Annotated in this window: 21 protein-coding genes; 12 read left to right on the top strand and 9 right to left on the bottom strand. The window is 71.3% G+C overall.

The features are described 5' to 3' along the window. Window positions 1–138: 138 nt before the first annotated feature. The gene (locus ACIQPR_RS33170; RefSeq protein ID WP_403655778.1) at window positions 139–1,374 is read left to right on the top strand and encodes an epoxide hydrolase family protein; all 1,236 of its coding nucleotides are present in this window, start codon (window positions 139–141) and stop codon (window positions 1,372–1,374) included. A gap of 101 nt (window positions 1,375–1,475) precedes the next feature. On the opposite strand, the gene ACIQPR_RS33165 is transcribed toward ACIQPR_RS33170, so the two are convergent. Together ACIQPR_RS33165 and ACIQPR_RS33160 are read right to left on the bottom strand one after the other, a co-directional pair. Beyond that, window positions 1,476–2,636 (bottom strand): DUF6745 domain-containing protein, encoded by a 1,161-nt coding sequence (locus ACIQPR_RS33165; protein ID WP_403655776.1) that lies wholly within the window; start codon window positions 2,634–2,636, stop codon window positions 1,476–1,478. 72 nt (window positions 2,637–2,708) lie between these two features. After that, complete coding sequence (locus ACIQPR_RS33160) at window positions 2,709–3,035, bottom strand: hypothetical protein (protein WP_403655774.1); 327 nt, start codon at window positions 3,033–3,035, stop codon at window positions 2,709–2,711. A gap of 166 nt (window positions 3,036–3,201) precedes the next feature. Between ACIQPR_RS33160 and ACIQPR_RS33155 the strand changes: the two genes are divergently transcribed. The 6 genes from ACIQPR_RS33155 (at window position 3,202) to ACIQPR_RS33130 (ending at window position 9,485) form a co-directional block, all read left to right on the top strand. After that, window positions 3,202–4,161, top strand: a complete 960-nt coding sequence (locus ACIQPR_RS33155; protein ID WP_403655772.1) for an STM4015 family protein — start codon at window positions 3,202–3,204, stop codon at window positions 4,159–4,161. Next, window positions 4,158–5,339 (top strand): STM4014 family protein, encoded by a 1,182-nt coding sequence (locus tag ACIQPR_RS33150; RefSeq protein WP_403655770.1) that lies wholly within the window; start codon window positions 4,158–4,160, stop codon window positions 5,337–5,339. Before ACIQPR_RS33155 ends, ACIQPR_RS33150 begins: the two co-directional genes overlap by 4 nt. Window positions 5,340–5,346: 7 nt before the next feature. Beyond that, a complete protein-coding gene (locus ACIQPR_RS33145) occupies window positions 5,347–6,162 on the top strand; it encodes an STM4013/SEN3800 family hydrolase (RefSeq protein ID WP_403656464.1) in 816 nt (271 codons plus the stop codon). Continuing rightward, window positions 6,159–7,496: an STM4012 family radical SAM protein gene (locus ACIQPR_RS33140; RefSeq protein WP_403655768.1), complete on the top strand. Its 1,338-nt coding sequence runs from the start codon at window positions 6,159–6,161 to the stop codon at window positions 7,494–7,496. The genes ACIQPR_RS33145 and ACIQPR_RS33140 overlap by 4 nt, the downstream gene beginning before the upstream one ends. Before the next feature lie 9 nt (window positions 7,497–7,505). After that, window positions 7,506–8,360 (top strand): STM4011 family radical SAM protein, encoded by an 855-nt coding sequence (locus tag ACIQPR_RS33135; RefSeq protein ID WP_403655766.1) that lies wholly within the window; start codon window positions 7,506–7,508, stop codon window positions 8,358–8,360. A 126-nt stretch (window positions 8,361–8,486) separates the two neighbouring features. Beyond that, window positions 8,487–9,485, top strand: a complete 999-nt coding sequence (locus tag ACIQPR_RS33130) for a CHRD domain-containing protein (protein ID WP_403655764.1) — start codon at window positions 8,487–8,489, stop codon at window positions 9,483–9,485. Between the two features lie 84 nt (window positions 9,486–9,569). Here ACIQPR_RS33130 and ACIQPR_RS33125 read toward each other — a convergent pair whose 3' ends face one another. Both ACIQPR_RS33125 and ACIQPR_RS33120 read right to left on the bottom strand, forming a co-directional pair. After that, window positions 9,570–9,872 carry an antibiotic biosynthesis monooxygenase family protein gene (locus tag ACIQPR_RS33125; protein WP_403655762.1) on the bottom strand — a complete coding sequence of 101 codons (303 nt, stop codon included), beginning with the start codon at window positions 9,870–9,872 and terminating at the stop codon, window positions 9,570–9,572. A 127-nt stretch (window positions 9,873–9,999) separates the two neighbouring features. After that, a complete protein-coding gene (locus ACIQPR_RS33120) occupies window positions 10,000–11,244 on the bottom strand; it encodes an ROK family protein (protein ID WP_403655760.1) in 1,245 nt (414 codons plus the stop codon). 275 nt (window positions 11,245–11,519) lie between these two features. Here ACIQPR_RS33120 and ACIQPR_RS33115 point away from each other — a divergent pair, with 275 nt between their 5' ends. Genes ACIQPR_RS33115 through ACIQPR_RS33100 form a run of 4 tightly spaced genes read left to right on the top strand, consistent with a single transcriptional unit; the run spans window position 11,520 to window position 17,805 of the window. Continuing rightward, window positions 11,520–12,902 carry an extracellular solute-binding protein gene (locus ACIQPR_RS33115; RefSeq protein WP_403655758.1) on the top strand — a complete coding sequence of 461 codons (1,383 nt, stop codon included), beginning with the start codon at window positions 11,520–11,522 and terminating at the stop codon, window positions 12,900–12,902. Next, window positions 12,899–13,825, top strand: coding sequence for a carbohydrate ABC transporter permease (locus tag ACIQPR_RS33110; RefSeq protein WP_403655756.1), 927 nt, complete (start codon window positions 12,899–12,901; stop codon window positions 13,823–13,825). Before ACIQPR_RS33115 ends, ACIQPR_RS33110 begins: the two co-directional genes overlap by 4 nt. Further along, the gene (locus ACIQPR_RS33105) at window positions 13,825–14,718 is read left to right on the top strand and encodes a carbohydrate ABC transporter permease (RefSeq protein WP_403655754.1); all 894 of its coding nucleotides are present in this window, start codon (window positions 13,825–13,827) and stop codon (window positions 14,716–14,718) included. The genes ACIQPR_RS33110 and ACIQPR_RS33105 overlap by 1 nt, the downstream gene beginning before the upstream one ends. A 33-nt stretch (window positions 14,719–14,751) precedes the next feature. Next, complete coding sequence (locus ACIQPR_RS33100) at window positions 14,752–17,805, top strand: alpha-mannosidase (protein ID WP_403655752.1); 3,054 nt, start codon at window positions 14,752–14,754, stop codon at window positions 17,803–17,805. An 87-nt stretch (window positions 17,806–17,892) separates the two neighbouring features. On the opposite strand, the gene ACIQPR_RS33095 is transcribed toward ACIQPR_RS33100, so the two are convergent. Then, a complete protein-coding gene (locus ACIQPR_RS33095) occupies window positions 17,893–18,417 on the bottom strand; it encodes a peptidoglycan-binding protein (protein ID WP_403655751.1) in 525 nt (174 codons plus the stop codon). A gap of 141 nt (window positions 18,418–18,558) precedes the next feature. On the opposite strand from ACIQPR_RS33095, the gene ACIQPR_RS33090 reads away from it, so the two are divergent. Further along, a complete protein-coding gene (locus ACIQPR_RS33090; RefSeq protein ID WP_403655749.1) occupies window positions 18,559–19,578 on the top strand; it encodes a helix-turn-helix domain-containing protein in 1,020 nt (339 codons plus the stop codon). A 75-nt stretch (window positions 19,579–19,653) separates the two neighbouring features. On the opposite strand, the gene ACIQPR_RS33085 is transcribed toward ACIQPR_RS33090, so the two are convergent. From ACIQPR_RS33085 to ACIQPR_RS33070, 4 genes are read right to left on the bottom strand one after another with little or no spacing between them, the layout of a single operon-like run. Further along, window positions 19,654–20,532: a shikimate dehydrogenase gene (locus ACIQPR_RS33085; RefSeq protein WP_403655747.1), complete on the bottom strand. Its 879-nt coding sequence runs from the start codon at window positions 20,530–20,532 to the stop codon at window positions 19,654–19,656. An 11-nt stretch (window positions 20,533–20,543) separates the two neighbouring features. Beyond that, window positions 20,544–21,287, bottom strand: a complete 744-nt coding sequence (locus tag ACIQPR_RS33080; RefSeq protein WP_403655746.1) for an ABC transporter ATP-binding protein — start codon at window positions 21,285–21,287, stop codon at window positions 20,544–20,546. Beyond that, window positions 21,284–23,113 carry an ATP-binding cassette domain-containing protein gene (locus ACIQPR_RS33075; RefSeq protein WP_403655744.1) on the bottom strand — a complete coding sequence of 610 codons (1,830 nt, stop codon included), beginning with the start codon at window positions 23,111–23,113 and terminating at the stop codon, window positions 21,284–21,286. The genes ACIQPR_RS33080 and ACIQPR_RS33075 overlap by 4 nt, the downstream gene beginning before the upstream one ends. Beyond that, window positions 23,110–23,946, bottom strand: coding sequence for a branched-chain amino acid ABC transporter permease (locus tag ACIQPR_RS33070; protein WP_403655742.1), 837 nt, complete (start codon window positions 23,944–23,946; stop codon window positions 23,110–23,112). Before ACIQPR_RS33070 ends, ACIQPR_RS33075 begins: the two co-directional genes overlap by 4 nt. Between the last annotated feature and the right edge of the window lie 50 nt (window positions 23,947–23,996).

Genomic DNA, 23,996 nt, shown 5'->3' with positions numbered 1-23,996 from the left:
GGGTACGTGTCCTGAAGCGCTCGTGAGCCGGACAGCAACCTGATTGGATGGGCCACGTACCGGCGGGAGGTCACGCGGCAGGCCGTCACGGTTCGTAGTCCAACTGGTGTGTGACACAACCGAGTTAGGAACCACGCGATGAGCACCCCGGACGGGTTCCCCCTGAAGCCCGTCGCGATCCATGTGTCCGACGCGGTCCTCGACGACCTGCGCGCCCGCCTCTCGGCGACCCGTCCGCCCCTGGACGAGGGGAACGAGGACTGGTCCTACGGCGTCCCCGACAGCTATCTCCGCGAGCTTCTCGCCTACTGGCGGGACGGCTACGACTGGCGCGCGGCCGAGGCGGCCATCAACGTGCACGAGCACTACGAGGTGAGCGTCGCCGGTGTCCCGCTGCACTTCATGCGCAGGCCCGGCCGCGGCCCCCGCCCGATCCCGTTGATCCTGACCCATGGCTGGCCTTGGACGTTCTGGCACTGGTCGAAGGTGATCGGTCCGCTCGCCGACCCGGCCGCGTTCGGCGGTGACCCCGCCGACGCGTTCGACGTCATCGTGCCGTCGCTGCCCGGTTTCGGCTTCCCCGGCCCGCTCACCGGCTTTCCGGACGTCAACTTCTGGAAGGTCTCCGACCTTTGGCACACCCTGATGACCGAGACCCTGGGGTACGACAAGTACGCGGCCGGGGGCTGTGACATCGGCGGTGTCGTCACCAGTCAGCTCGGCCACAAGTACGCCGACGAGCTGTACGGCATCCACATCGGCTCCGGGTTGCCGCTCGACTTCTTCAACGGCCCCCGCGCCTGGGACTTCGGCAGCAGAAGGCCGCTCACCGACGACCAGCCCGCCGATGTCCGCGCCCGGATCATGCAGATGGACCGCCGCTCGGCCTCCCACCTCGCCGTGCACATGCTCGACGGCGCCACCCTGGCCCACGGTCTCAGCGACTCCCCCGCCGGACTGCTCGCCTGGCTGCTGGAGCGCTGGAACGCCTGGAGCGACAACCACGGTGACGTCGAGTCCGTCTTCACCAAGGACGACCTGCTCACCCACGCCACGATCTACTGGGCGAACAACTCCATCGCCACCTCGATGCGCTACTACGCCAACGCCAACCGCTACCCCTGGACACCCGCCCACGACCGCACGCCGGTCGTGCAGGCCCCGGTCGGTCTCACCTTCGTCGCCTACGAGTACCCACCCGGCGTCCACACCACCGAGGAGCGCGTCGAAGCGTTCGAGAACGGCCCGGCCGGCGCATGGTTCAACCACGTCAACGTCAACGCCCATGACCACGGCGGCCACTTCATCCCCTGGGAGAACCCCGACGCCTGGGTGAACGACCTGCGCCGCACCTTCCGCGACCGCAGGCCCTGAACCGCGCCGGGTACCGCACCCGGGACCGCTCCCCGCGCAAAGAGGACACCGGGTGGCCGGGCGCCGAGTGGGCGGGCGCCGAGTGGCCCGGCATCCGATCCTCAGGTCTGCCGCTCAGGTGCATACGCGCTGGCGTCCAGGCCGAAGGTCCAGGCGACCCCCGCTCTGGCCGTGCGGGTCGACGGCGGCACGCGCAGCCAGTAGGTGCGGTGTGTGCCGTCGGGCTCCGGTGTGGAGTTGACCACCTCCACCATCACCACGGGCTCGTCGTCGGCCAGGTCGATCCGCCACAGGATCCCCGTCTCGTCCCGGTGCAGGGGGCGGGCGTCCGAATCGCTCAGGTAGCGGTCGTAGCCGTAGTACTCCAGCATCACGCGGCGCAGCTCGGCGTTCTCCTCGGCCCGGATGCGTTCGGGGGTCAGCGTGGACAGTTCGGCCAGGAAGGCGGCCGGGACCGGCATTCCGCGCCAGGCGTGCAGGGCGAAGCCGTCCGGGTACGCGAGGGCCGGGCCGTCGCCGTGGTCGAGTCGTCCCGCCTCGTCGCGGTGGAGCGCGGAGGGGCGTTCCGACAGCACCGCGACCCGCGCGAACGGCCACCACCAGCCGGCGCCTCGGCACACCTCGGACAGCGCGTCGATCGGACCGTCACCGGCCGGGAAGGCCGCGAGCCACGGCGCGTCGTGCTGCCCGAGCACGGCGTCCAGGAGGATCAGCCGGATCTCCGCGGCCTCCTTCCCGGTGTCCCTCCCGGCCAGGTCCTCGATCACGCCCGCGCGGATCCGGTCCACCAGGGCCTGCGCCGACGGCCACAGCTGTCCACCCGTCGCCGCCCAGTGCGCCGACCATCCCGCGGGCCCCAACTCGGCGTGCAGCCGCCGCCTCGCCGCCGCCCACGGCGCGCTGCGCACCGCGTCCCGCACGCTCGGGCCCCGGTCGCTCAGCTCCCGGACGAGAGCGACCGCCGCGCGCGGTGAACCCGCCCAGACCACACGCTCCGGTTCGACGAGTCCCGCCAGCCGGTAGGCCCGCCGGACGCCCTCCTCCGCGCCCGCCCGGTCCGCGGGGCCGGTCGCCGTGGCCCACGCCCGCCACCGCGCGAGGTCGGCGGAGAGGTCGAACGGCGCAGCCCCGTCAGCGAGTTGGGCCCCGTCACTGCCCGGCTCCACGACCGCGGCCGTCACACTCCCCGCTCCCGCGCCCGACGCCCCGCCCGATGTCCAGTCCATCGTCCTGCCGTCCGCTCCCATGTCAGCCCCGCCCACGTACCTGTCCTCCACGCGCCTGTCCCGTCCTCCACGTCCCTGCCCGGCACTGTCGTAGCGCCTCCCGGTCCCTCAGTCGGCCACGATCCGTACGGACCCCGGTACGTACTCCCGCTGTCTGATCACCCGGAACCATCCCTTGGGCAGCACGATCACCGCGTGCTCCTCGTGCACCACCCGCCCGCCCTGCGGGAGATGGAGCAGCAACGGGCCGTAGGGGCCCGGCTCGCGCACCAACTCGCCCGGTCCGACGACCGCGTGGGCGTGGCCCGTCACCTCGCCCAGCGCCAGTACGAGCCGCCCGCGTCCGTCGCGTCGCTCGCGCGGGGCGTGCGCCGCGTGGGCGGGCACCGCGTCCTGCGCGACGGGCACGATCAGTACGTCTCCCTGTCGGTACATGGCTGTCCCCTCACCGCCGGGTGCTCCGCGCACCGGCCTCATGACCACGACGTTAGGCGCCGCCACTGACAACGCCCGTGCCGTGCCCCGCCGATGGGCGCTGTCAGTGCCGGTTGGTAGAAAGGCGCAGCACACACCACGCACTCTTTCTCCCAGGAGCGACCGCATGACCATCGGTGAGCACCTCGACGCGCTGTACGGGCTGCCGTCGTTCACCTTCCCCGGGCCGGGCGCCCCGGCCGACCGCCTGCCCGAGCCGGACTCGGTCGCCTGGCGCCTCGGCGGAGAGGTGTACGACAGCGACGAGGCATGGCCCGACACGTTCGCCCGCTTCCGTGCGGCCGTCGACACGACCCGGGTCCGGGCCGTGATCGTCGGTGGCTGGGAGGAGGCCTACGACACGGCTCCGACGCCGATCGTCGAGGCGTTGGTGGAGGCCCGGGACGCCTTCCCCGCGCTGCGCGCGCTGTTCCTCGGCGACCTGGTGATGGAGGAGTGCGAGATCTCCTGGATCCACCAGTGCGACGTCAGCCCGCTGCTCAACGCCTACCCGGCGCTTGAGGAGTTCGGGGTGCGCGGCGGTACCGGGCTGGAGTTCACCGCGCTGCGGCACGGCGCGCTGCGCCGGCTGGTGGCGGAGACCGGCGGGCTGCCCGTCGAGGTGGTGCGCGGCATCGGTGCCAGTGACCTGCCCGCGCTGGAGCACCTGGACCTGTGGCTCGGCACGCCGGACTACGGCGGGGACAGCGAGGCCGCCGACCTGGAGCCGATCCTGTCCGGTGCCCGGCTGCCGCGTCTGCGTCATCTGGCCCTGCGCAACAGCGAGATGCAGGACGCGGTGGCCGCCGCGGTCGCCGCCGCTCCCGTGGTGGAGCGCCTGGAGGTGCTGGACCTGTCGATGGGTGTGCTGACCGACGAGGGCGCGGTCGCGCTGCTGGGCGGGCAGCCGCTGACGCATCTCAAGAAGCTGGACCTGCACCACAACTACCTCAGCGAGGACATCGCGGAGCGCGTCCGGCAGACGCTGGTGGCGGCGGGCGTCGAGGTCGATCTGAACCGTGACGACGCCGACGAGGACACGGAGGACGACGGTACGGTCTGGCGCTACGTCGCCGTCGGGGAATGACCGCGTCCGCCGCGGCCGGACCTCTCGTCGCCGCACCGGCCGCCCGTACCGGTCCCCGGTTCGCCGTGGTCGGCAACCCCGAGAACCGCAGGGTGTCCCTCTTCGCGGACGCCGTGCGCGCGGCCGGGCTGCCCGCGCCCCGGGTCGTCGCCTGGTCGGACGTGCTCCGCACGCGGGGGGCGCGGTTCGCGGCCGACGAGTTCGTGCGGGTCGACTCGCCCGGTGAGAACCCGGAGGTCGACCGGCTGCTGCGGGGTGCCGCGAATCCGACCCGGGTGGAGGGTTCGGCCCGCTGGTACACGGGGTTCACCGCCGCGCTGCGCACCCTGCGCGGCGGTATCCCCCTCGCCGACCCGGACGACCTGGCGGTGCTCTTCGACAAGCGGGCCTGCCACGCGGTGCTGGACGCGGCCGGTGTGCCCGTCCCGGACTCGCCCACGTCGGGCCCGCTGGGCGCCCGCGTGGAGGGCTGGGACGACGTACGGGCGCTGATGCGCGAGCACCGGATGCCCCGGCTGTTCGTCAAGCCCGCGCACGGGTCGTCGGCGTCCGGTGTCCTCGCGGTCGAGACGGCGGGCGGTGGCCGGATCAGGGCGACCACGTCCGTCGAGACCGGTCCGGGCGGCGCGCTGCACAACTCCCTGCGGGTGCGCCGGTATCACGACGAGCGGGAGGTCGCACGCATCGTGGACGCCCTGGCACCGGACGGACTGCATCTCGAACGCTGGGTGCCGAAGGCCTCCCAGGCGGGCCGGGCGGCGGATCTGCGGGTGGTCGTGGTGGCCGGCCGGGCCACCCACGCGGTGGTGCGCACCAGCCGCGGGCCGCTGACCAATCTGCATCTGGGCGGCAGCCGCGGCGACCTCGACGACGTGCGGCGGGCCGTCACCGGCGCGGGCGCGCGGTGGTCCGACGTCCTGGACGTCTGCGAGCGGGCCGCGGCCTGCTTCCCGCGCACGCTGTGCGTGGGGGTCGACCTGCTGCCGGCCGTGGGCTGGCGGCGCGCCTTCGTCGGCGAGGTCAACGCCTTCGGCGACCTGCTGCCCCGGCTCACCGGGCTGCCCGGCAGCGGCGCGGAGGGTCTGGACACCTACGGCGCGCAGGTGGCGGCCGTCCTGCGCGCACCGGCCACGAGCGGCCCGCGTCACCCGTACAGAACAGGAACACCCCATGCCTGAGCCCGACATGAACGCGGTCGTCGGCGACCACGACATCCTGCTGGTCACCCTCGACACGCTGCGGCACGACGTGGCCGCCGAGTTGGCGGCCGAGGGGCGCATCCCGAACCTGGCCCGCCATCTGCCGGGCGGGCGCTGGGAGAAGAGGCACGCCCCGGGCAGTTTCACCTACGCCTCGCACCAGGCGATCTTCGCCGGGTTCCTGCCCACTCCGGCCCGACCAGGCCCGCATCCAAGGCTGTTCGCGGCGAGCTTCGCGGGCAGCGAGACGACCGCCGAGGGCACCTTCGTCTACGACACCCCCGACCTGGTGTCCGGACTGGCGGCGGCCGGTTACCGCACCGTGTGCGTCGGAGGCGTGGGCTTCTTCAACCGGCGCGGCCCGCTGGGCTCCGTCCTGCCCGGCCTGTTCCAAGAGGCGCACTGGGAGGAGGAGTTCGGCGTCACCTCGCCGCACTCCTTCGAGAACCAGATCGACCGCGTGGAACAGGTGGTGCGTCAACTGCCCGCCGAACAGCGCCTGTTCCTGTTCGTGAACGTGTCGGCGCTGCACCAGCCCAACTGGTTCCATCTGCCGGGCGCGACCCGGGAGGCGGGTGACACCCGGGAGACGCACGCCGCCGCGCTGGAGTACGTCGACCGGCACATCGGACGGCTGTTCGCCGCCGCGAGCTCCCGGCGCCCCTGCTTCGTCATCGTCTGCTCCGACCACGGCACGGCCTACGGCGACGACGGCTACACCGGCCACCGCCTGGGCCACGAGTCCGTGTGGACGGTGCCGTACGCCCACTTCTTCCTGGACCCCGCGGAGGCCGTCCGATGACCACCGCGCAGCGGACCAGTCCCTACCAGCACTACGTGTACGCCTATCCGCACAAGACGGCCTACCGTCGGCTGCAAGAGCGGCCCGCGCTGCGGAAGTTGTGGGCGTCGGAGGACCGGAGCGCGCTGTCGCTGTACGCGCACATACCGTTCTGCGAGGTCCGGTGCGGGTTCTGCAACCTCTTCACCCGCATCGGCGCCCCGGACGGGCTGACCGGCGCCTACCTCGACGCCCTGGAGCGGCAGGCCGACGCCGTGCGGGCCGCGCTCGGCGACGCGGAGCCGGTGCGCTTCGCCACCGCGGCGTTCGGCGGCGGCACCCCGACCTTCCTCACCGCGTCCGAGCTGGAGCGGCTGTGCGACATCGCCGAGCGGCGCATGGGCGCCGACCTGCGCGCGGTCCCGCTCTCCGTGGAGGCCTCGCCCGCCACGGCCACCGCGGACCGGCTCACCGTCCTCGCGGAACGCGGCGCGACCCGCCTCAGCCTGGGCGTCCAGAGCTTCGTCGACTCCGAGGCCCGAGCCGCCGTACGCCCGCAGCGCCGCGCCGACGTGGAGGCGGCGCTCGGCCGGATCCGGGACTCCGGCGTCCCGGTCCTGAACATCGACCTCATCTACGGCATCGACGGCCAGACCGAGCGGAGCTGGCGCGCCTCGCTGGACGCGGCCCTGGCCTGGCGGCCCGAAGAGCTGTACCTGTATCCGCTCTACGTCCGCCCGTTGACCGGCCTCGGCCGCCATCAGGGGGACGCCGGAGCCGACCCGGAGTGGGACGAGCAGCGGCTGCGCCTGTACCGGGCGGGCCGCGACCACCTCCTCGCGCACGGCTATGTCCAGCAGTCGATGCGGATGTTCCGCCGGGCCGACGCCCCGCCCCAGGGCGCCGACGACTACGCCTGCCAGACGGACGGCATGATCGGGCTCGGCTGCGGGGCCCGCTCGTACACGTCGGCGTTGCACTACTCGTTCGACTACGCGGTCGGCATGCACGAGATCCGCGGCATCATCGACGACTACGTCACGACGGACGACTTCGCGCACGCGGAGGTCGGCTACCGCGTGGACGGACACGAGGCGCGTCGCCGCCATCTCCTCCAGTCCCTCCTCCAGGCCGAGGGGCTGTCCGTCGCCGACTACCGCGCCCGCTTCGGGAGTTCACCCGGCGACACCTTCGGGCCGGAGCTGGACCGGCTGGCCGGGCGCGGCTGGCTGACCGACCCGAGGGGCGAGCGGCTCGTGCTGACCCCGGAGGGGCTGGCGCACTCCGACGCCATCGGCCCGGAGCTGTTCTCCCCCGAGGTGCGGTCCGCCATGGCCGCCTACGAACGGAAGTGACGGACCGTCATGGATCTCACCGTCCTCTACCGGGGCCCTCTCGCGTCCTGCGACTACGACTGTCCCTACTGCCCGTTCGCCAAGCGGCGCGACTCGACCGCCCAACTCCGCGCGGACCGCGAGGCGTTGGACCGCTTCGCACGCTGGGTGACGGAGAGCGAGGACGACCTGTCGATCCTCTTCACACCCTGGGGCGAGGGGCTGGTCCGCTCCTGGTACCGGCGCACCCTCACCGAGCTGTCCCGGCTGCCGCAGGTGCGCCGGGTCGCCATCCAGACCAACCTGAGCTGCCGGACCGGCTGGCTCGCCGACGCCGACCTCGACACACTCGCGCTGTGGTGCACGTACCACCCGGGCCAGACCCCGTACGACCGTTTCCTCGCCAAGTGCCGCGAACTGGCCGACCGCGGGGTGCGGTTCAGCGTCGGCGTGGTCGGCCTGCCCGCCCATCTGGCGGCGGCCCGCCGGCTCCGCGCCGACCTGCCCCCGCACGTCTACCTCTGGATCAACGCGGCCGAGGGGCACACCTACGGCGACGCCGAGGCCGACGACTGGACCGCGCTCGACCCCCTGTTCCCGTACAGCAGACACCCGCACCGCAGTGCCGGACTCCCGTGCCGTACCGGCGAGTCCGTGATCTCGGTGGACGGCGCCGGCACGGTCCGCCGCTGCCACTTCGTCCGCGACGAGCTGGGCAACCTGTACGACGGCTCCTACCGGGCGGCGCTGCGCCCGCGCGCGTGTCCGCTGGCCGTCTGCGACTGCCACATCGGCTATGTCCACCTGGAGACGCTGCCCCTGTACGACGTCTTCGCGGGAGGTGTCCTGGAACGGGTCCCCATGTCCGGGTCGTGTCCTCAGTGATCCCGTCCCTTCTCAGCCGTGTCTCAGGAGTGTCATCGGCTGAGGGATCGCCCCGGGGGCCCCGTGATGGAGGGAGAACGACCGCGGGGCAACCGCGGATCGGCCATCACGGGGAGAACACACCACATGAAGCTCAAGCGCTACGGCACCATCGCCGCGACCGCGATCAGCACCGCCCTGCTCCTGACCGCCTGCAACGGCGTGGACGGGGCGGCCGACACCACCGTCTCGCACCAGGCGGCAGGGACGGCGCAGGCGGCGGGTGCCCTCGGCCGCTACTCCGAGAACGCGCCCGGCGCGACGTACTTCACCTCGATCCTCACCGGCGACAACGAGGTGCCCGTCAAGGGCAAGCCCGCGGTCGGTGACAAGGACGGCAGCGCGGTGGCCCTGATGCGCATCCAGGGCGACACGGTGTCCTTCGCGTTCGCGTGGAGGGGCATCGACACTCCGACCATGGGCCACCTCCACCAGGGCGCACGCGGCACCAACGGCGACGTGAAGATCCCCTTCTTCATGGAGAAGCTCAAGGGAGGCACGCCGTTCGTGTTCGGGACCGTCAAGGTCAAGGACTCCGGCCTGCTGCGGAACATCAAGGCGCATCCCGACCGGTTCTACTTCAACCTGCACACCGCCGAGTTCCCCGGCGGCGCGGTCCGCGGACAGGCCCTCGCGCTGCCGGGCGCCGTCTCGCTGCCCGACGCCATCCGGCACTCGGCGCTGGCCGGCGTCGTCAAGGGGGCCCAGATCTACGCCTGCACCAAGCAGGACGACGGCTCCTACGCCTTCACGCAGGACAACGTCGACGCCACCCTCCAGGGCGGCATCCAGCACAGCTTCGCCAAGCACGGCCCCGCCGGCCCGCCGCAGTGGATCGCGCCCGACGGCTCCTCGGTGACCGGCACCGTCCTCAACAAGTTCCCCAACGGCACGGGCAACATCCCCCAACTCCTGCTCCGCGCACAGCAGACCGGCAAGAGTGAGGGACTCCTGTCCAGGACCACCTCGGTCCTGCGCCTCAACACCGCCGGCGGCGTCGCCCCGGCCGGCACCTGCGACCCGGCCACGGAGCCCACCGCCCGCGTCCCCTACACCGCGGACTACCTCTTCCTCGCCACGAAGTAGGGCGCCGCCCCGACCGTCCGCCCCGGACACCACCAGGTGATGCGAGTCCCCGCGGACTCGCATCACCGCGTGTGTCCGACAGCGTCACACGACATCCTCGATGTCGGGCTCGGCACCCTCCTCCGAACTGACCAGGGAGGAGATCGCCGCGAAGAAGGCGGCGATGCCCGGCAGGTTCGCCCCTTTGTCCCGGGAGGCCGCGAAGTCCTCCGGGCTGCGCCAGGTCACGATGTCCAGCCACTCGTCGTCCGGCAGACGGACCAGCCGGGCTCCGAGGAAACCGTCCCGATCGGCCCGGAAGTCGGCGAGCATCGCCGGCCTGCTGTCCAGCAACTCGGCCACCCTCGCGGGGTCGACACGGAAGCGGGTGAGTTCGACGGTCGGCATGAAACCTCCAACGGGGATCGGCACTGCCTCATGACACCATGGTCGGCGACGCGTGATCACTTCACCGCGGGACACCGACGTGCACCGCCGTACACCACGACGGCGCACCCCCGTCCGGGATCGGCGGTCACCCCGCCGTGTCGGTCAGCATCCGCCACCCCGGTGCGTAGTTGCCGTGCAGCACCAGTGAGGCCGCGCCCACCGCGCCGACCGTGTCCCCGATGACGCTCTGCTCGACCGTGACCGAGCGGATCGTGCGGGCGACGGACGTGCGGTTGACGGCGGTCTCGATCTCCTCCCGCATGATCGGCTCTATCCCGCGCAGCGCCTCGCCGCCCAGGACGACCCGGCTGACGTCGAGGAGGCTGGCGGCGCCCCGGGCGGCCTCACCGATCCGGCGCGCGGCTCGTCGTACGACGTCACAGGCGTCGGGGTCGCCCGCCCGGGCGGCGCGGCGCAGGGTCTTCCAGTCGTGGTGGACGGAGTCGGGGGTGCCGGTCAGGCCGAGGCGGTCGGCGGCTGCCCGGCCGTGCAGGCGCAGCAGGTCGTCGATGATCGCGGGCGGGCTGACGTAGGGGCCCAGGCAGTCGAGGGCGCCGCAGTGGCAGACGCGGTCGCCGGGTTCCACCGCCATGTGGCCGAACTCGCCCGCGTTGCCCGAATCGCCGTGCAGGACCGTGTTGTTGAGGACGACTCCGGCGCCGATGCCGGTGCCGAAGTAGAGGAAGAGGAAGCTGCCCGCGCGTTCGGCGCCGCCGATCCAGCGCTCGCCTATGGCCGCGGCGGTCGCGTCGTTGTCGAGGGCGACGGGCAGGCCGGTGGCGGCGCCGAACATGTCGGCGAGGGGGACGCGGCCCCAGCCGGGGAAGTTCGGCGGGGAGACCACCGCGCCGGTGGTGCCGTCGAGCGGGCCGGGCGCGGCGATGCCGAGGCCGAGCAGCCGGGCGCGGTCGACGCCGGTGCGTTCGACGAGCCGTCCGGCGGCGCGGGCGACCCGGTCCACGACGTCGGCGGGGTCGCCCGCGTCGGCGAGTCGCAGCCGTCGGCCGCCGATCACCTGGCCGGCCAGGTCGACGACGACGATCACCGCGGCGTCGGGGTCGAGGTGGACGCCGACGGCACAGGCGCCGTCGGCGCGGATGGTGAGCAGGGTGCGGCGCTTGCCGCCGCTGGAGGGGGCCTGTCCCGATTCCAGGACCAGTCCGGCGTCGAGGAGTTTGCGGACGACGTTGGAGACGGTCTGGTTGGTGAGGCCGGTGAGCTGCGCCAACTCGACCCGGCTGACCTGCCCGGTGGTCCGGATGGCGTCCAGCACGACCGCCTGGTTGTAGCCGCCGACGCGCGGCAGGTTCGTACCGCTGAGCGTCGTCACCTGTCACTCACCTGTGCCCCCTGTATGAGACCGGCCCCCGTGACCTTGCCGTGCGGCCGTCGGGAGGCATTCCGGCGGGTGCGCCGGTGGCGGAAGTTTACATACTCGAAGCATTGACTTCATCCATCAAATGGATTTAGCTAACGCCCACCAAATCCGGCCAACCAGGCCAGACAGCGCAGGGCGGCGCCGAGTGTGGGACGCCGTTCGTCTGGCCTCCCGTCCGGAAAAAAATCCCGGTCTTCCCTCAGGTTTCGCGTTCCGGAGGAACCACTGTGCGCTCATCGAGAATCGTCACCGTCGCGGCCGTCACAGCCGCCACCGCCCTGGTCGCCACCGGCTGCGGCTCGGGCTCCTCGGGCAGCTCGTCCAAGTCGATCAAGGTCGTCTACTGGCAGAACCTGGACAGCACCAACAAGCTCCAGGCCACGTTCCTCGCCTCGATGGTGAAGCAGTTCACCAAGGCCAACCCGGGCACCAAGGTCACCCTCGTCCCGGTGACGGCCTCCGAGAACGACTACTACACCAAGATCCAGCTCATGATGCGCTCCCCCTCGACGGCGCCCGACCTGGTCTACGAGGACACCGCGCTGATCAACTCCGACATCGCGGGCGGCTACCTCAAGCCCCTCGACGCCTACACGGCGAAGTGGAGCGACTGGTCGCAGTACGCCAAGGCCGCCAAGGGCGCGGTGACCGGCGCGTCGGACGGCAAGACCTACGCCGTGCCGGACGACACCGACACCCGGGGCATCTGGTACAACAAGGACCTCCTCAAGAAGGCCGGGGTCGCCGTGCCCTGGCAGCCCAAGACCTGGGCCGACGTGATCGCCACCGCCAAGAAGGTCAAGGCGAAGCTGCCCGGCGTCACCCCGCTGAACCTCTACACGGGCCAGGCGGGCGGCGAGGCGTCCTCCATGCAGGGCTTCGAGATGCTGCTCTACGGCACACCGGCGGCCGACAAGTCCCTCTACGACGCCTCGCAGAAGAAGTGGGTGGTGGGCAGCCAGGGCTTCAAGGACGCGCTGGACTTCGTGCACACCGTATACAGCCAGGGTCTCGGCCCGTCCAAGGAGCAGGCGCTCGGCGCCAACTTCGGTACCACGGTGGGCACCGAGCTGATCCCCGAGGGCAAGCTCGCGATCGACATCGACGGCTCCTGGATGCCGAACAACTGGAGCTCGGCGGCGGCCAAGCCGTGGACCGAGTGGCAGTCGGTGATGGGCACGGCGGCCATGCCGACGCAGAACGGCCAGGCACCCGGCCGGACCAGCATGTCCGGCGGCTGGGCCTGGTCGATCCCCGCGAAGGCCGGCAACGCGGATCTCGCCTGGAAGTTCCTGTCGACCACCCTCCAGACGAAGACCAACGCGGCGCAGTGGAACGCGACCAACGCGAACATCGCGGTCCGTACGGACGTGGCGACGGACGAGACGTATCTGAACTCGGTGCCGACCAACAAGTTCTTCACCGAACTGGTCGCCGACACCCACTACCGGCCCGGACTGCCCGCCTACAACCAGGTCTCGACCGCCATCCAGAAGGCGATGGAGTCGGTGACGACCGGTCAGGCCTCCGTCGACAAGGCCGCATCGACGTTTGATAACGATGTCAAGGCCGCGGTGGGCAGCGCCAACACCGTCGAGGGCAGCTCGTGACCGCCCTCGCCCCGTCGCCCCGCGGGACCGGCGCGCGCCGGTCCCGCGGGGCGTCCGCCCCCGCCGCCCGCTCGCTGCTGCGCGGCCTGCCGACGGTCCCGGCCGTGATCCTGCTCGCCGTCTTCCTGGCCGGGCCGATCGGGTACTGCGTGTACTACGCGTTCACCGACATGCAGCTCACCGGGGCCTCCGGGACCCACTTCATCGGTCTGGACAACTTCACCCGGGCCTTCAAGGACAGCGACTTCCTCAACTCCGTCAAACTCACCCTGGTGTTCGTGGTGGGCTCCGCGGTGATCGGCCAGAACACCTTCGGACTGGCCCTCGCGATCCTGATGCAGAAGGCCACCAAGCCGGTACGGGCGCTCGTCAACGGCGTCGTCATCGCCGCCTGGGTGCTGCCCGAGGTGGTCGCCGGCTACCTGATGTACGCCTTCTTCTACAACCAGGGCTCGCTCAACTCGCTGCTGGACGCGGTGGGTCTCCCGCAGCAGAACTGGCTATACACCATGCCGATCCTGGCGGTGTGCCTGGCCAACGTGTGGCGTGGCACCGCCTTCTCGATGATGGTCTTCACCGCCGCCATCAACGACGTGCCCGGGGAGCTGACGGAGGCGGCGGAGATGGACGGCGCCAACGCCTGGCAGCGGCTGTGGCGGGTCGTCCTGCCGGTCATCCGGCCGTCGATCCTGACCAACCTGATGCTGATCACCCTCCAGACGCTCTCCGTCTTCGGGCTGATCTACACCATGACCCGCGGCGGACCCGGCAACCAGAGCGAGACACTGCCGATCTTCATGTACCAGCAGGCGTTCCAGAACAGCCTGATCGGCTACGGCACCGCCATCGCGCTGGTGCTGCTCGTGGTCGGCGCCCTCTTCTCCGTCGTGTACATCCGGCTGCTGAAACTGGAGGACGACTGATGGCCGCCGTCGCCACGCCCCCCGCCACGTCCGCCGCCCGCACCGCCCCGGCGACGAACTCCCCGCGCCGGCGCCGCGTCCGGGCCGGCCGGGTCGCGGTCAACGTCGTACTCCTGGCCGTGTCCCTGCTGTACGTGCTGCCGATGCTGTGGATGGCGCTCGCCTCGGTGAGCGACACCAACTCCTTCCAGCTGCGGATGCCCTCGTCGCTGACCCTGGACAACTTCGACGCGGTCCTCAACGTCGACACCACTTACCGGCCGATGCTCAACAGCCTGCTGCTGTGCGGCTTCGGGACCGCGGTGACCGTCGTCGTGTCCGTGCTCGCCGCCTACCCGCTCTCGCGCTACCGCTCGCGGCTGCGGCGCCCGTTCCTCTACACGATCCTGTTCTCCACCGGTCTGCCCATCACCGCCGTGATGATCCCGGTGTACAGCATGTTCGTGCAGGTCAACCTGATCGACTCGATGCCCGCCACCACCCTGTTCCTGGCCGCCTCGGCGCTGCCGTTCGGCATCTGGCTGATGAAGAACTTCATGGACGGCGTGCCCGTCGTCCTGGAGGAGGCCGCCCGGATCGACGGCGCGAACACCATGCAGGTGCTGTGGCGGGTGGTGCTGCCGCTGATGCGGCCCGGTGTCGTGGTGGTCACCATCTTCACGTTCATCGGTATGTGGGGGAACTTCTTCGTCCCCTTCATCCTGCTGCTCTCCCCGGAGAAACTCCCCGCGTCCGTCAGCGTGTTCACCTTCCTCAGCGCCCACGACCAGACGCAGTACGGGCAGTTGTCGGCGTTCTCCCTCATCTACTCCATGCCCGTGGTCCTGCTCTATGTGCTGCTGTCCCGCAAGCTGGGCGGCGGATTCGCCCTCGGCGGCGCGCTCAAGGGCTGAACTCCCCCCACCTGTAAAGAGATAGAGACACCCATGCACAACGACCGTGATGTCATCGAAGCGCGGCTCGCCCGCGTGCTGGACGAACGCATCCGGCCCGCCGTCCACGCCCGGTCCGTCCCCCTGGACGTGGAGATCTGGAGCGTGCCCGGCGAACCGGTGCCGGTGCGCGAGGGACTCGCCGCGCCCTACGGTCCGGCGCGGGTGGGCGACCGCTGGGGGCCCGCCTGGTCGACGAGCTGGTTCAAGGTCAGCGGCACGATCCCCGCGGACTGGGCCGGCGAGACGGTCGAGGCCGTGCTCGACCTCGGGTTCGCCACCCACTCCCCCGGCTTCTCCGCCGAGGGGCTCGTCTACCGGGCCGACGGCACCGCGGTGAAGGCCCTCAACCCGCGCAACACCTGGGTCCCGGTCGCCGAACGGGCCGTGGGCGGCGAGGAGTTCACCGCCTATGTCGAGGCGGCGGCGAATCCCGTCGTCATGCACACCGCCCCCGACGAGCTGACCTTCGGCCCCACCCCCGTGGGCGGACGGGCCCCCTGGCTCGGCGACGGCACCGACGCCCCGGGCGAACCCCTGTACCGGCTGCGCCGGCTGGACCTCGCCGTCCTCGACCGCAACGTCCATGAACTCGTCCAGGACCTCGACGTCCTGGGGCAGTTGATGCACGAGCTGTCTCCCGACTCGCCGCGCCGCTGGCAGATCCTCCAGGCGGTGGGCCGCGCCCTGGACGCGATCGACCTCCAGGACGTGGGCGGCAGCGCGGCGGCGGCCCGCGCCCTGCTCGCCCCCGCCCTCGCGGCCCCGGCGCACGCGAGCGCGCACCGGGTGTCGGCCGTCGGGCACGCGCACATCGACACGGCCTGGCTGTGGCCACTGCGCGAGACGGTCCGCAAGGTCGCCCGGACGGTCTCCAACGTCACCCAACTCATGGACGACCACCCGGAGTTCAAGTTCGTGATGTCCCAGGCCCAGCAACTGGCCTGGCTGAAGGAGCACCGCCCCGAGGTGTACGCGCGGGCCCAGGAGAAGGTGAAGTCGGGGCAGTTCCTGCCGACCGGCAGCCTGTGGGTGGAGCCCGACACCAACATCACCGGCGGCGAGGCCCTGGTGCGCCAGTTCGTCCACGGCAAGCGGTTCTACCTGGAGGAGTTCGGGGTCGAGACCGAGGAGATGTGGCTGCCCGACACCTTCGGCTACAACGCGGCCCTGCCGCAGCTGATGAAGCTGGCCGGGGTGCGCTGGTTCCTCACCCAGAAGATCTCCTGGAACACCACCAACAAGTTCCCGCACCACACCTTCTGGTGGGAGGGCATCGACGGGACCCGCATCTTCAGCCACTTCCCGCCCGTCGACAGCTACAACGGCGAGCTGTCCGGCACCGAAGTCGCCCACACCGTACGGAACTTCCAGGACAAGGGCCCGGCCAACAGCTCCCTGATCCCGTTCGGCTACGGCGACGGCGGCGGCGGCCCCACCCGTGAGATGCTCTCCCGCGCCGAGCGCCTGAGGGACCTGGAGGGCTCCGCCCGCGTGGAGATCGAGCGGCCCACCGACTTCTTCGAGCGCGCCCACGCCGAGTACGAGGGGAACGGCGGCGCCCCCGTCTGGTCCGGCGAACTGTATCTGGAGTTCCACCGCGGCACCCTGACCAGCCAGCTCGCCACCAAGCAGGGCAACCGGCGCAGCGAACACCTCCTGCGCGAGGCCGAGTTGTGGGCCACGACGGCGGCCGTACGGCTCGGGCTGCCCTATCCGTACGAGGAGTTGGACCGGCTGTGGAAGACGGTGCTGCTGCACCAGTTCCACGACATCCTGCCCGGGACGTCGATCGCGTGGGTGCACCGGGAGGCCGAGGAGACATACGCCGAAGTCGCCCGTGAACTGGAGGAGTTGATCGGAACGGCGCAGCGGACGCTGGCCGGTCCGGGCGAGGGGACCGTCGTCTTCAACGCGGCGCCCCACGACCGTGCGGGGGTCACGGCGTTCGGCGCGCAGCCGCGTCCGGTCTCGCCGGAGGCTCCCGTGGCGCCGGTCGGCGACGGGGACGGATTCGTGCTCGACAACGGCCTGGTGCGGGTGGTGATCGACGGCCGGGGGCTCATCACCTCGGCCTACGACCACACGGCCGGCCGGGAGGCCCTGGCGCCCGGCGCGGTCGGAAACCTCCTCCAGCTGCACCAGGACTTCCCCAACCAGTGGGACGCCTGGGACATCGACGTCTTCTACCGCAACACCGTCCGCGACCTCACGGAGGCGGAGTCCGTCACGTCGACCGGCGACGCCGTGCGGGTCGTCCGCGCCTTCGGCGCCTCGCGCGTCGAACAGACCCTCTCGCTCGCCGCAGGCTCACGGCGCCTGGTGGTCGACACACTCGTCGACTGGCACGAACGGGAGAAGCTCCTCAAGGCCGCGTTCCCCCTGGACGTACGGGCCGCGTACTCCACGGCGGAGATCCCCTTCGGCCATGTCGAGCGCCCCACGCACACCAACACCAGTTGGGACGCGGCGAAGTTCGAGGTCTGCGCCCACCGCTTCCTGCACGTCGGCGAGCCGGACTGGGGTGTCGCCGTGGTCAACGACTCCTCCTACGGCCACGACGTCACCCGTGACGTCCGCGTCGACGGCGGTACGACCACGACGGTCCGGCTCTCCCTGCTCAGGGCGGCCCGTTTCCCCGACCCGGACCAGGACCAGGGCACCCACCGGCTCGGCTACGCGCTCCTGATCGGCGCGGACGTCACCGACGCCAGGCGCGAGGGCTACCGCTTCAACCTCCCGGAGCGGGCGGTGCCGGGCGGCAGCGCGGTCGATCCGCTGGTCACGGTCGATCAGGAGGGTGTGGTCGTGGAGGCGGTCAAGCTCGCCGACGACCGCTCGGGAGACGTCGTGGTACGGCTCTACGAGTCCTGCGGCACCCGGGCCCGCGCCACCCTCACCACCTCGTTCCCCCTGTCGGCGGCCATCGCCACGGACCTCCTCGAACGTCCCGTCGACGACCCGACGAGCCACCGGCGGACCGGCGACGGCGTCGAGGTGACCCTGCGTCCCTTCCAGATCCTGACGCTGCGGTTGCGGTCCGCCTGATCGGACCCCGTGGTCCGCGGTGCCTGCGGGCGCCGCGGACCACGGGCCGAACGCCGTGCCCCACAGGGGCCCGGTGATACGACAGGCCTAGCAGGTCCGGTAGTTGTAGCCGGCGATGCGGCCGGCGCCGGTCCCGTCGAGGAAGTGGTAGTAGCCGTCGCTGTCACGGGTGACGTCGATGATGAACTCGGTGCCGATGTACTTGGCCACGGTGCCGTCCGTGCCGTAGGACGAGTTGCGCAGCCAGTTGCCGGCCGCCGTCCAGGTGTTCTTCCCGGCCGAACCGTCGCTGGTGACCTGGAACTTGGTCTGCCATCTCTCGGTCGCGGCCTCGGTGTTGGGCCCGAAGTCGCCGTCGATGCCGGAGGCCGAGAGCTCGCCGTCCGCCCAGAGGATCTTCTGCCACAGGCAGGTCGCGTTGGACACGGTGTTGTGGCTGGTGTCGACGATGCCCTCGTTGTCCCAGTCGTCGGTGAAGACCCCGGCGCCGTAGACGTAGGCCAGGCCGCTGTAGCTACCGCTCGCGGACGCGGGGGAGGCGCTCAGGGCGAGGACTCCGGCCGTCAGCGCTCCGATGGTGCCGGCGGTCACTTTGGTTCGCTTCGAAAACACGCGTTCCTCCAGGTTCGGGCGGTCGAACATCGGATTCGGCCATGGTCGCGTCGTGGCCTTGCGGCACCTTGGCAGGGCCTCATCAACGGCGACACACTCTTGCGCCTGAGTGCAAATGTGGAGTTCCTCGGGGGGAATCACGTGCTCCGTATTCACTTCACCGAGGTGGATCTCGCCCGCCTCCGCGTGAGCGCCGAACCCGACCCGATGTGGGAAGTCCTCTCGACCCTGCACCGGTTGCAGTCCCGCGGCGGCCGTTGGCAGTTCGCGGCCTGGCACCGGAAGGTCCGGGCCGACCTCGACGCGGCCGGACTGTCCCGATCCGTGCGCACCATGCTGTTCCCGCTGTATCCCCTCGGGCCGTACCTGCCCGACTTCCTGACACCACCGGAGTCCGAGGGCGGGACCGCCGCGGCCTTCGACGCGATCCTCCGCCTGCCCGGACGGCAGATACACGCCGAGCTACGGCTCCTGGACCGGGTGTCCCCGGTGCCGGCCTGGGCACGGCGGCTGGATCAGGACGCCGAACGCCGGGACTTCACCGAACTGATCCGCCGGTACCACGCGGTGGCCGTCGCGCCGTTCACGGAACGCGCCACCTGCGGGATCGTCGCGCACCGGGCCCTCCTGGCCCGCGCGCTGCTCAACCGAGGCGTCGAGGGACTCCTGTCGAGCCTGGGGCCCCGGTTCCGCTGGCACCCGCCGGTCCTCGAAGTGGACTACCGGACGGACCGCGACCTGCATCTGCGCGGACGCGGCATCAGGATCGTACCGACGTACTTCTCGTGGGGAACGCCGGTCGCCCTCGCCGATGCCGGGCTGCCGCCCGTGCTCTCGTACCCGCTCACCCATCCGGCGCTGCCCGAGGACGCGCTCCCCGCGGAGAACGTGCCGCTGGGCGCGCTCCTGGGGTGCACCCGCGCGCGGGTCCTGCGGTGCGTCGCCGACGGGCCGACCACGGGAGAACTCGCACAGCTTGCCGGGATCTCGCTGTCCGCCGCCAGCCGGCACGCCTCGGTGCTCCGCGACGCCGGACTGACGACCAGCCGGCAGATCGGCCCCACGGTCCTGCACACCCTGACCCCGCTCGGGGCCGCGCTGCTGCGGCAGGCACGCGGCGCAGAGCACGAGAGCGGGGCTGCGCCTCGGGACCTGCCCTGACACAAGGGATCCTGACGCAAGGGATCCGGACGCGAGGGATGTCGAGCGGCACGGCCGTGACCCGGGTACCGGCCCTCACTCCGACGCGACCAGTTCGGCCGCGTGCGCGAGCATGCGGGTGCGGTCGGGCTCACGGCCGGTGAAGAGCCGGAAGGCGTCCGCGGCCTGGAACACGAGGAGGCCGACACCGTTCGACGCGGTGCACCCCCGGGCGCGCGCGACGCGCAGCAACTCGGTCTCCAGCGGCCGGTACACCACGTCGACGACCCACAGACCGGAGTGCAACAGCTCGGCGGGCAGCGGAAGTCCGGGGTGGGCGGCCGTGCCCGTGGGGCTCGCGTGGACGAGGCCGACCGCCTCGGCCATCGCCGCGGGGAGACCGTCCGGAGCACAGGGGTCGGCCCGGCCGTCGCCGAACCGCCGGTTCAGGGCGGCGGCGAGCGCCTCGGCCCGGTCCGTCAGCGGGTCGACGACGGTGAGGTGCCCGGTGTCCCGGGTGAGCAGGGCGTGGGCGACGTCGGCCCCCGCTCCCCCGGCGCCGAGCTGCACGACGCGTTGCCCCGGCGCGTACGCCGGTTCCCGGTCGAGGCAGGCCACGAAACCGGTGACATCGGTGTTGTGTCCTACGGCCCGGCGGCTGCCGCCCTCCCCTTCGAAGACGACGGTGTTGACGGCACCGATCGCCGCGGCCTGCGGAGCGAGTTCGTCGAGACTGGCGATCACGCGCTGCTTGCAGGGGTAGGTGATGTTGAGGCCGCGATAGCCGAAGTCCCGTGCGGCGCGCACCAGTTCACCGACCCGGTCGGGCGCTGTCCCGGTGCGGTCGAGGTCGATCAGGCGGTAGAGGTGGCGCAGGCCGTGCCGGTCCGCCTCCCGCTCGTGCAGCACGGGGCTGAACGAGTTCGCGATGCCCGAGCCGATCAGACCGACGAGATACGAGTCCCGGGTCGTCACCCCGCGCCCGTTCACAGGCCCAGGTAGATCTGCCGGACCCGGGCGTCGCGGCCGAGTTCCTCGGAGGTTCCCGTGATGGCGACGCTCCCGTTCTCCATGACGAGGCAGTGCGTGGTCGCGCCGAAGGTGAGTTTGGCGTTCTGCTCGACCAGGAGCAGGCTCAGGCCCTCCTCCCTCAGTCGGCGCAGGGTGTCGAGGATGAAGCCGACCAGTTTGGGTGACAGGCCCATCGACGGTTCGTCGAGGAGAAGGAGGCGCGGTCCGGCCATCAGGGCCCGGCCGATCGCGAGCATCTGCTGCTGTCCCCCGGACAGGGCACCGGCCGGCCGGCCGCTCATCTCCCGCAGTACGGGGAAGAGTTCGTGCACCTCGTCCAGGGTGGCCCGGGTCTTGTCGTCCCAGCGGCGCGCGTAGGCGCCGAGCAGCAGGTTCTTCTCCACGGACAGCCCGGGGAAGACATGCCGGCCCTCCGGTACGTAGCCGATGCCGTGCCGCACCATGTCGCGGGCGCGGACCCGCGTCAGGTCGTGGCCGCCGAGCGTCACGCGCCCGCCGCTGCGCGGGACCAGGCCCATCAGCGCCTTAAGCGTCGAGGTCTTGCCCGCGCCGTTGGCGCCGATGATGCCGACCGAGGCTCCGGGCTCCACGGTGAAGGAGATCGAGCGGACCGCGCACACTCCGCCGTAGTGCACGGAGAGGTCCTCCACGGCGAGTGCGGCGGCGGTCGTGTCGCGGGAAGCGGGGGATGTCCTCACCGGGTCGTCTCCTTCGGAGCGGGGGCCTGTGGCGGCTCCGGCAGCGGGACCTCCGCCATCACGGAGTCGCCGAGGTACGCCTCGATCACCTCGGGTGCCGCGACCACTTCGGCGGGCGTGCCCTCCGCGATGATCCGGCCGCTGGAGAGCACCGTGACGCGCTCGCACAGCGACATGACCAGGCCCATGTTGTGTTCGATCAGGACGACGGTGGTGCCGCTGTCCCGGATGGAGCGCACGATCTGCGCGAGTTGCCGCACCTCCTCTCCGTTCAGGCCGGCCGCCGGCTCGTCGAGCAGCAGGAGCCGGGGCCGGGCGGCCATCGCGCGGGCGATCTCGATGCGGCGCTGGATGCCGTACGGGAGCGAGCCCGGCGCGGCCTCCGCGAACTCGGAGAGGCCGAAGCGTGCCAGGAGTTCGTGGGCCTGTCCGCGCAGTCGGCGCTCGCGGCGCAGCACACCGGGCTGCCACAGCGCGTACTGCCAGACCGTGTAGGTGCGGGTGCGGTCCAGGGCGACCAGGATGTTCTCACGGACCGTCAACTGCCGGAACAGGCGCAGGTTCTGGAAGGTGCGGGCGAGCCCGAGCAGGGAGAGCGTGTACGGCCGGGCGGTGGTGGTGTCGCGGTCGGCGAAGCGCACACGCCCCGAACTCGGCCGGTAGAAGCCGCTGATGACGTTGAACAGGGTGGTCTTGCCGGAGCCGTTGGGACCGACGACACCGCGGATCTCGCCCGCGCCGACCGTGAGGGAGACGTCGTCCAGGGCGCGCAGGCCCCGGAAGTCCTTGGTGACGGACCGGATTTCGAGCAGGGGCGTGTCCGTGGCGGCGGGCGGGGCGACCGCGTCGTAGGGCTGGAAGGGGCCCAACTCCGGGCGCTGGGCGGCTCGTCCGCGTGCGCGGCGGACGAACTCCGCCGCCCGGGAGGGGATGCCGGCCAGGCCGGTGGGGGCGAAGACGACCATGAGGACGACCACGACGCCGTAGCCGAGCTGTGCGTATGTCGAGAAGTCCGAGAGCCACTCGCGGACGAGGGTCAGTCCGACCGCGCCGACGACACAGCCGATCAGGGAGTGCCGGCCGCCGATGACGACCATGGCGAGGAGGATGAACATGTTGGCGATGGAGAAGGTCTCGGGGGCGACGAAGCGGATGAGGCCCGCGTACAGGACGCCGGCCAGACCCCCGTACAGGCCGGCGAGGACGAAGGCGGTCATGCGCAGCAGTGGGATCTCGGCGCCGGTCGCGCCGGCCGCGAGGGAGTCGTCGCGCATCGCGCGCAGGCGTCGTCCGAGGGAGGTGCGGACGACGAACAGGCCGAAGCCTAGGCCGAGGGCGCAGACCGTCAACTCCAGGTAGTAGTAGAGGTATTCGCTGGAGAGGTCGATGCCCGGGAGGGTCGGCAGGGGGATGCCGGAGATGCCGTCGGCGCCGCCGGAGATCGAGGCGTTGGTGATCCAGTTGATGAAGCCGAGCGCCAGGCCGAGGGTGACGATGCCCAGGTAGTGGGACTGCATGCGCAGGGCGGGGATGCCCACGAGCAGGCCGGTCGCCACCGTCGCGAGCAGGGCGAGGACGGCCGCCGTCCAGAACCCGTACCCGGAGTGGGTGGTGAGGATCGCCAGGGTGTAGGCCCCGACGCCGAAGAAGGCGACCTGGGCGAGGTTGATCTGTCCGGAGACGCCCATGGCCAGGCCCATGCCGATGGCCAACAGGGCATAGATGATGGCGATGTTGACGACGTGGATGGAGTAGCCGCCCAGGCCGTACGGCAGCAGCCACGCCGCCACGGCCAAGGCTCCGAGCGAACCGATGCGGACCTTCACGCGCGGCTCACCGTCCTCTCCCCGAAGACGCCCGTCGGGCGGATCATGATGGCGGCGGTGAAGACCAGGAAGGTCACGAGGACCGAGTAGCCCTGGAAGTGGCCGGCCGCGTAGGAGTCGAGGACGCCGATCGCGAGGCCGCCGACGACGGCTCCGGGGACGGAGCCGAAGCCGCCCAGCATCGCGGCGGCGAAGCCCTTGATGCCGAGGGCCCCGCCGAGCGAGGCGTCGACGTACAGCATCGGGCCGACGAGACCTCCGGCCAGGGCGGCGAGACCGGCGCCGATGGCGAAGGCGAGCGCGTTGCTGCGGCCGACGTCGATGCCGACGGCGGTGGCCGCCTCGTGGTCCATGGCGACGGCCTGCATGGCCGCGCCGCGCTTGGTGCGCGCCAGGAACCAGGCGAGGCCGGTCACGGCCAGCGCGGCGACGCCCATGACGAGGAGGTCGTAGGTGCGGACCCGGATGCCGAACAGGTCGAGCGGGGCGGCCCGGACGGGCGAGGGGACGGCCCGTCCGGTGGTGCCCCAGATGAGGATGGCGACGGCCTGGAGGACGATGCCGAAGCCGATGGTGCCGATGAGCATCAGGTCGAAGTCCTTGTTCTCCAGCGGGCGCAGGACCCGCTCGATGACCAGGCCGATGGCGCCGGTGACGACGATCGCCACGGCCATGGCGACGGCGAACGGCAGCTTCGACGTGAGATAGAAGGTGGAGGCCGTGTAGGCGCCGATCATGGCGATGTCGGCGTGCGCGAAGTTGACCAGGCCCATGGTGCGGTAGACGAGGGAGAACCCCATGGCGACCAGGGCGTAGACCGCTCCCAGGCTCAAACCCCCGACGAGTGTTTGCAGTGTCTCTTGCACGGCGTGCTCCCGTTGCG

The organism is Streptomyces sp. NPDC091280, from assembly GCF_044768565.1.
GTDB lineage: Bacteria > Actinomycetota > Actinomycetes > Streptomycetales > Streptomycetaceae > Streptomyces.
The sequence above is the reverse complement of the archived record's forward strand: the minus strand, read 5'-3'. Positions and strand labels throughout refer to the sequence as shown.